Genomic DNA, 6,173 nt, shown 5'->3' with positions numbered 1-6,173 from the left:
CGGGTCAAATCTCGGTGAAAATACCGGGTCAGTTCTCAGTGACATTCAACAGTATCAGGCACTCGCGAAGGCCCTCGAACTCTCGCCCCCAAACATGATCAACCAGTTCACAGTGGCTCTCGAGCACCTGATAGAAGAGGATGCCACCGCCGGCCGCCCCTTGATAGCGGCCTTCGTGATCAGCAAAGCAAGGGGTGGACTACCAGCGCTTGGCTTTTTCGAATGCGCGAAGCGCGTGGGAATGTTTCATGGGGATCCGCTGGGACCCAAATCTTCCACCTTTTTACGGTCAAGTTCAATGAAGCTGCCAATTTTTGGCGCTCGCCTTCGCTGTAGTGATCGGCCCTTAGCCGACCTTCATGCCAGGCGCAGCGGATGACCGCTCCCAGCGCTTTGCAGACCTTCACTTCGAATTGGGTACCAGCTCCAGAAAATTGTCAGAGCGGACAGTCAAAGATACTCTAAAATAGATATTCAGCGCTAACGGGCCTTGGCCACGATCCTCCAAAGCCAGAGCTGTCAGCCAATTCTGTCAACATCCGCTTTATCTTCAGGACAGTTGCGCTGACTGTGCTTTTATGGACGAGGTGCTGATCACTCCAGATTACAATCGGACAGGTCGCATCGCTACATTAACCAATTCAACTGCTTGTCAGTAAATCAAAGACACGCTCGCGATCAGAAAGCACCAACAAAAGCGCCAGATCACCTGGTTGCAGTTGTTGTCGGATGACCAGCGTTCCATCGGAAGGGGAACTGACATACGAAATATGCTCTAAATTCAATCCACCTTTAAGGACTGCTTTCCCGATAATACTCGACGTCTCATTCAATTCCCGGCCCCGCAAGTAGTCAGAGATCTCTGCCACGACGATATGATCGGGCTGAAATTTCAATCCAGCTTTTGTAGCGGCAATGATATCTTGATCAGTGCGGTCGCCGGGTTGGCTTATCATAATGAACCTGCGCTTTGCCGGGATCTGTGCCAGCGCATCGCAGACCGCTTCAATCGCGTGGGAGTTATGGGCATAATCGACGAAAATACGCGCACCATTGAAGTCGAATTCATTAAAGCGGCCAGGATTATCGTTAGAGTTGGAGGAAAAACCCGATAGCCCCATACGGATCGCCTCTTTCGGGATGTTCAGGGCCGCGCAGGCGCACATAGCTGCAAGCACGTTGTAGATGTTGTGCCGCGCTGCGCCCTGCAAGGTAATAGGCACATCCCAGACATTGACCGACCACGGCTCATGCGTACCGTCACACAAGGTCAACGCGCCTTGATCGAGGAAAGCGCAAGGCTGCCCGCTCCTGCGCGCCTGCCTGATTTGGGGTGAGGTCGGGTTGAGCGAAAACCACCAGATCGCCGACCCCAGGCTCGCTGCTTCTTCAACGATGATCGGATCGTCAGCATTCAGCACGGACACACAGCCGTCCCTCAAAGCGCGCGTCACGGCAAATTTGGCCTCTGCCAATTCGGGAAGCGTCGTCACGCCATATTCACCGAGATGATCTTTTGCGATGTTCGTCAGAACTGCTACACGGGCGCGGCGTGTCGCCAGACCCCGGCGCAGAATACCGCCACGTGCGACTTCCAGAAATGCAATCTGGACCCGTGAATCACGCAAAAGCATTCGCGCACCGCCCGGGCCGGAATAGTCTCCGCGGTCGAGGATATCGTCACCAACCTGCACAACATCTGTTGTTGTCAGTCCGGTTGTCTTTCCTGCGGCACGCGCAATCGCGGCACAAAGACGTGTTGTCGTCGTTTTGCCGTTTGTGCCGGTGATCATCGCCACCGGAATATCATGTAAATCTGACCATTCCACATCCTGTGGATCTGGCAAGTTCTCCAAGGACCAAGTTTGACAACCAATGCCCTGACCGACCGAAACGTCGTCGTCGTCACACAAAATATCAACGTCCCGTGCGATCGCTGCCGTAATCAAAGCGCAAAGCGCCGGATTGGCCTCTTGCGCTATAATAGATTTCAAATCGCCTATCAAATCATCGAATGGCAGTGGGGACATCCCCAGCAGATCGCACGCGCACTGATGCCACGCGACCTGTGCCACAAGAACAGCCGAATGCAATTGATCCATAGGCGCAGAAATTGCCAGATTGATACCGCCCTGAAACCGGCGGTAGATCAGCTTTTGATCTGGCCATCCGACAGCGTCCAGTACCGCTCGCGCGCGCTGTTTCCAAAGCTCTGCCAAGCGATCAACGTCAGGCTCTCCCGCAGAGATATCAATCACCGCGCCGGGACGGTTCCAGAGCAAACCGGGGCCCGTCAGACGACGGGCCGGTTCGAGATGGATGCGCTCGACCTTTGCCTTATGGCTGTCGAGCGCATTCTCGAGCTTCTCCATGGGGTCCATGTTGTTGCCGTGTTCAGTCACCGTCTTCAACATCGCTCCGCGCCAACCGCACTCCGCGTGCGTCGCGCACCATGCTTTGAGTACCATCTATCATCTCTTCGAAAGGAACGGATGCCGCCCCGCCGCTAGGTGGCGCTTCGTCCTGTGGCTGTTGTTCCGGCGCATTGAAATAGATGATCTGTTTCCAGCAGCGCGAACTGTTATCACCAAAAATAATGACCAGATCACCTGCTTTGGCCATATCTAAGGCTGCCGCCACTGCATCTTCCTCATCGGGGATCACGGAAATTTGGTCATCCGGAATGCCATGTTCGAGAAACTGAGCTTTGAACATCTGCGGGATTTCGTCGTGGCCGCGTTTGCGGCGATCATCGTCTGCTTTGCAAATGTAGTGATCGAAATGCCCCGACAAGGCGCGTGCCGCATCAACCACGTCGCTGTCGCGGCGGTCGCCGGGGATTGATAGCACTACAATCCGGCGTCCCTTAACGTCCATCCGGTCGGCAAGCTCGGCCATCGCTTTCAACGCAGCAGGGTTATGGCCATAGTCGAGGATTACCTTGAACGGATGTTCGTCAAATACGTTCATACGTCCGGGTGCCTGAAAAAAGCTGGTGTCGAACGTGCGCAATCCGTGTCGGATATTGTCGAGGTCAACGCCGAAACTATATCCCATCGCCGCCGCAAACATGGCGTTCTGCACGTTGTGCATTGCCTTGCCTTCAAGGGTTGCGGGGATAAGATGGGACCACAATACTGGCATATGCAGGCCGTTGTCATAGATCGTCAACATGTCGCCGCTCATGCCTTGCTCCAAGACGATCGCTTTGCCACCCGCCTTGATGTGTTCTTTCACCAATGAATGGCCGGGGTTCATCGTAACATAGAATATCGCATCTACATCGGCATAGTCCGCCATCTTGAGGCAGTTGATATCGTCGGCGTTCAGCACTGCCGTATCTGTGGCACTCTCGACAACCACACGCTTGACCACTGCCAATTGCTCGACTGTTTCAATGCCGCCCAGACCAAGGTGATCGGCCGACACGTTCAGGCAGGCCGCGACATTGGACTTTTGATACCCGAGGCCGCTGCGCACCAGACCACCACGGGCCGTTTCCATAACAGCAAAGTCGACCGTCGGATCGCGCAGCACCATCTGTGCTGATTTCGGGCCAGTCATGTCGCCCTTCACGCTGAGCTTACCGTCGACATAGACGCCATCAGTCGAGGTCATGCCAACGATCTTGCCGCTGGTCTTCATGATATGCCCCAGCATACGCGAGGTTGTGGTCTTGCCGTTCGTGCCGGTAATCGCCGCAATGGGGATCCGGCATTCCTGCCCGACCGGGAACAGCATGTCGATCACCTTGCCTGCGACATCGCGCGGCTGGCCCTCGGAAGGGGCGACGTGCATGCGAAATCCCGGAGCGGCGTTCACTTCGACAATAGCCCCACCAATATCTTTGTAGGATTTGGTGATATCGTTGATCAGAAAATCGACGCCGCCCACATCAAGACCCACAGCCATGATCGCGCGCTCCGCCATGTCGCGGTTATCGGGGTGGACAAGATCAGTTAGGTCAATTGCAGTTCCGCCAGTGGACAGGTTTGCGGTTGCACGCAGATAGAATACCTCACCTTCGGGCAAGACCGTCTCGACGGTATGTCCCGCGTCGGCGATCAGGCGTTTGGCCTGGTTGTCGATCTCGAGCACCGTCAAAACCTTCTGGTGCCCGATGCCACGCCGCGGATCGAGGTTCACGATATCTACCAGCTCTGCGATGCTGTGCTTGCCATCACCGACCACATGGCCCGGTACCCGTTTGGCCACCGCAACCAGCTTGTCTTTCACGACCAGCATCCGGTGATCGAAACCGGAGACAAAACTCTCCACTAAAATCGCGGCACTTTTCGAATGCGCTTTCGCTTCTGTAAACGCAGACTTGATCTCTTCATCTTTCGTAAGATTGATAGAGACGCCCCGTCCGTGATTGGCATCCAATGGCTTGATCACCACAGGAATCCCTATCACATGAGCAGCCCGCACGGCCTCCTCTGCGCTGTAGACGATCCGCTGCTGTGGCACTGGCAGGCCCAGATCGTTCAGAAGGTTATGGGTGTCTTCCTTATCACAGGAAATTTCAACGGCGATATGTTTGGTCTCGGACGTGATCGTGGCCTGAATGCGACGCTGGAATTTGCCATGCCCGAACTGAACGAGGGAGTTCTCGTTCAGACGGATCCACGGGATACCACGCGCCTGCGCGGCGGCGACAAGCGATCCTGTCGAGGGACCGAATTCCTTGCGTTGAGCATGCAAGACAAAACTGCGCAATTCGCCTTCCCAGTCAAATGCCTGGTCGAACACATAATCAGTTTTTTCCTGCAGTGACGTCGGTAGAAGATGCATCAGCAGTCGTATCGCCAGCTCCCCTGCGGCCAACCCCACATCGCGCTGCCTGTAGGCATAAACCATATTGTAATGGCCCAGTGCTCCCGTGCCGCGCGTCCGGCCAAACGTGACATCTGTCCCCGCGACATTCTGCACCTCGATCGCACAATGTTCCAGAATGTGACCCATCCAGGTGCCTTCGTCTTCGCGCAATCTGCGCAAAAAACCGCCCTCTGTACCGTAGGAACAGCCGTGGTCGCCCAATCCCGGAAGTGCCTCGACCAAACCTTCGACAAAATCAGACCCAATTTTAGCAGAGGGCCAGTCCTCCAATACTCCCAGATCAATGACGTGCCGAATGACGGGAAATCTAGCCCAGGTATTTGGGCCGACAAACACATTGGTTGAGAGTATTTTCAATTAGTTACCTCATGGCTTGATTGTGATCTGTGCCCGGAATGATTTTTCAAGCATCCGCGATTGGTAGAATGCAAAGCGCCGGATGATCTTCCGGCGGATACGCGATACGTGCCTTTAGATCATAACGACACCCTTCACCCAAGACGTCAAGGCGAAGACCCAGCAGGCTCAACGACTCTCCGGGTTTAGCATCCCACATCGAGGAATGAGTCATTTGACTGGCGTCGACCATGGTAACTGTGCCGCTGCCAATGACCTCCAATACGTCATCCGGCCCAATAAAGGCCGCCGTGTCCTCATCAATGCCCAGCCCAATCAGAAACGGATTGAACGACGACGCGGTCAACAGACGCCCCAGCCGATTGCGTTGGGTAAAGTGCTGGTCAATGATAACGGCATTCGTCAGCCCGATGCCAGGGGACAGCGTAACAGCCCCTTCGGCAGGAGATTCGTTGCCCTGCCCGCCCGCGACCATATGCTCTGACATGATCGACGCACCAGCGGATGTACCCGCGACGGGAATGCCTTCGGCATTTCGCCGCCGGATCTGCTTGACCAACAGCGTACCGCCCAGAATGGCAGACAGGCGCAGCTGGTTGCCACCGGTGATGAAGATGCCTGTGGCTTCGTCAAGCATGCGTGTAAATTCCGGATTGTCACAATCCGCACGCCGCGAGATCGGCATCAGTGCAACCTGACCTGCGCCCAAACCGGAAAAAATACGATTATACTCTGCCCCAGTCGTATCGAGCATCGAAGCCGTCGGGATCACAACGATGTACCCATCCGGACCACCCGCCAGCTCAACAAACCTACGGTGAATCTGCATCTCCTTGATACGGTCTTCGCCCCCGCCGATCGGTATAATAAACCCACGGTCGGTTTTATCTATTGGAGATGCTGGGCACATAATGCTTCAATTTCCTGAAGTGGTCCTGCTTTTTAGGACAGTTTTGCGGCTTGGCTAAGATGCATCT

General features: G+C 55.1%; 4 protein-coding genes. 1 reads left to right on the top strand and 3 read right to left on the bottom strand.

Annotated elements, in window-relative coordinates:
- Positions 1-379 (top strand): hypothetical protein (locus V7730_RS21735; RefSeq protein WP_335749649.1); only part of this gene is annotated, 379 nt, incomplete at its 5' end.
- Positions 380-641: 262 nt separating this feature from the next.
- On the opposite strand, the gene V7730_RS21730 is transcribed toward V7730_RS21735, so the two are convergent.
- The 3 genes from V7730_RS21730 to V7730_RS21720 are packed head-to-tail and all read right to left on the bottom strand — an operon-like array spanning position 642 to position 6,106.
- The gene (locus tag V7730_RS21730) at positions 642-2,468 is read right to left on the bottom strand and encodes a Mur ligase family protein (protein ID WP_335749648.1); all 1,827 of its coding nucleotides are present in this window, start codon (positions 2,466-2,468) and stop codon (positions 642-644) included.
- Positions 2,395-5,196, bottom strand: a complete 2,802-nt coding sequence (gene cphA, locus V7730_RS21725) for a cyanophycin synthetase (RefSeq protein ID WP_335749647.1) — start codon at positions 5,194-5,196, stop codon at positions 2,395-2,397. Before cphA ends, V7730_RS21730 begins: the two co-directional genes overlap by 74 nt.
- A gap of 46 nt (positions 5,197-5,242) precedes the next feature.
- On the bottom strand, positions 5,243-6,106 hold the full coding sequence (locus V7730_RS21720) for a cyanophycinase (RefSeq protein WP_335749646.1): 864 nt from the start codon (positions 6,104-6,106) through the stop codon (positions 5,243-5,245).
- Positions 6,107-6,173 lie beyond the last annotated feature (67 nt).

It is taken from the genome of Sulfitobacter sp. (assembly GCF_036961165.1).
Taxonomy (GTDB): Bacteria; Pseudomonadota; Alphaproteobacteria; order Rhodobacterales; family Rhodobacteraceae; genus Sulfitobacter.
The sequence above is the reverse complement of the archived record's forward strand: the minus strand, read 5'-3'. Positions and strand labels throughout refer to the sequence as shown.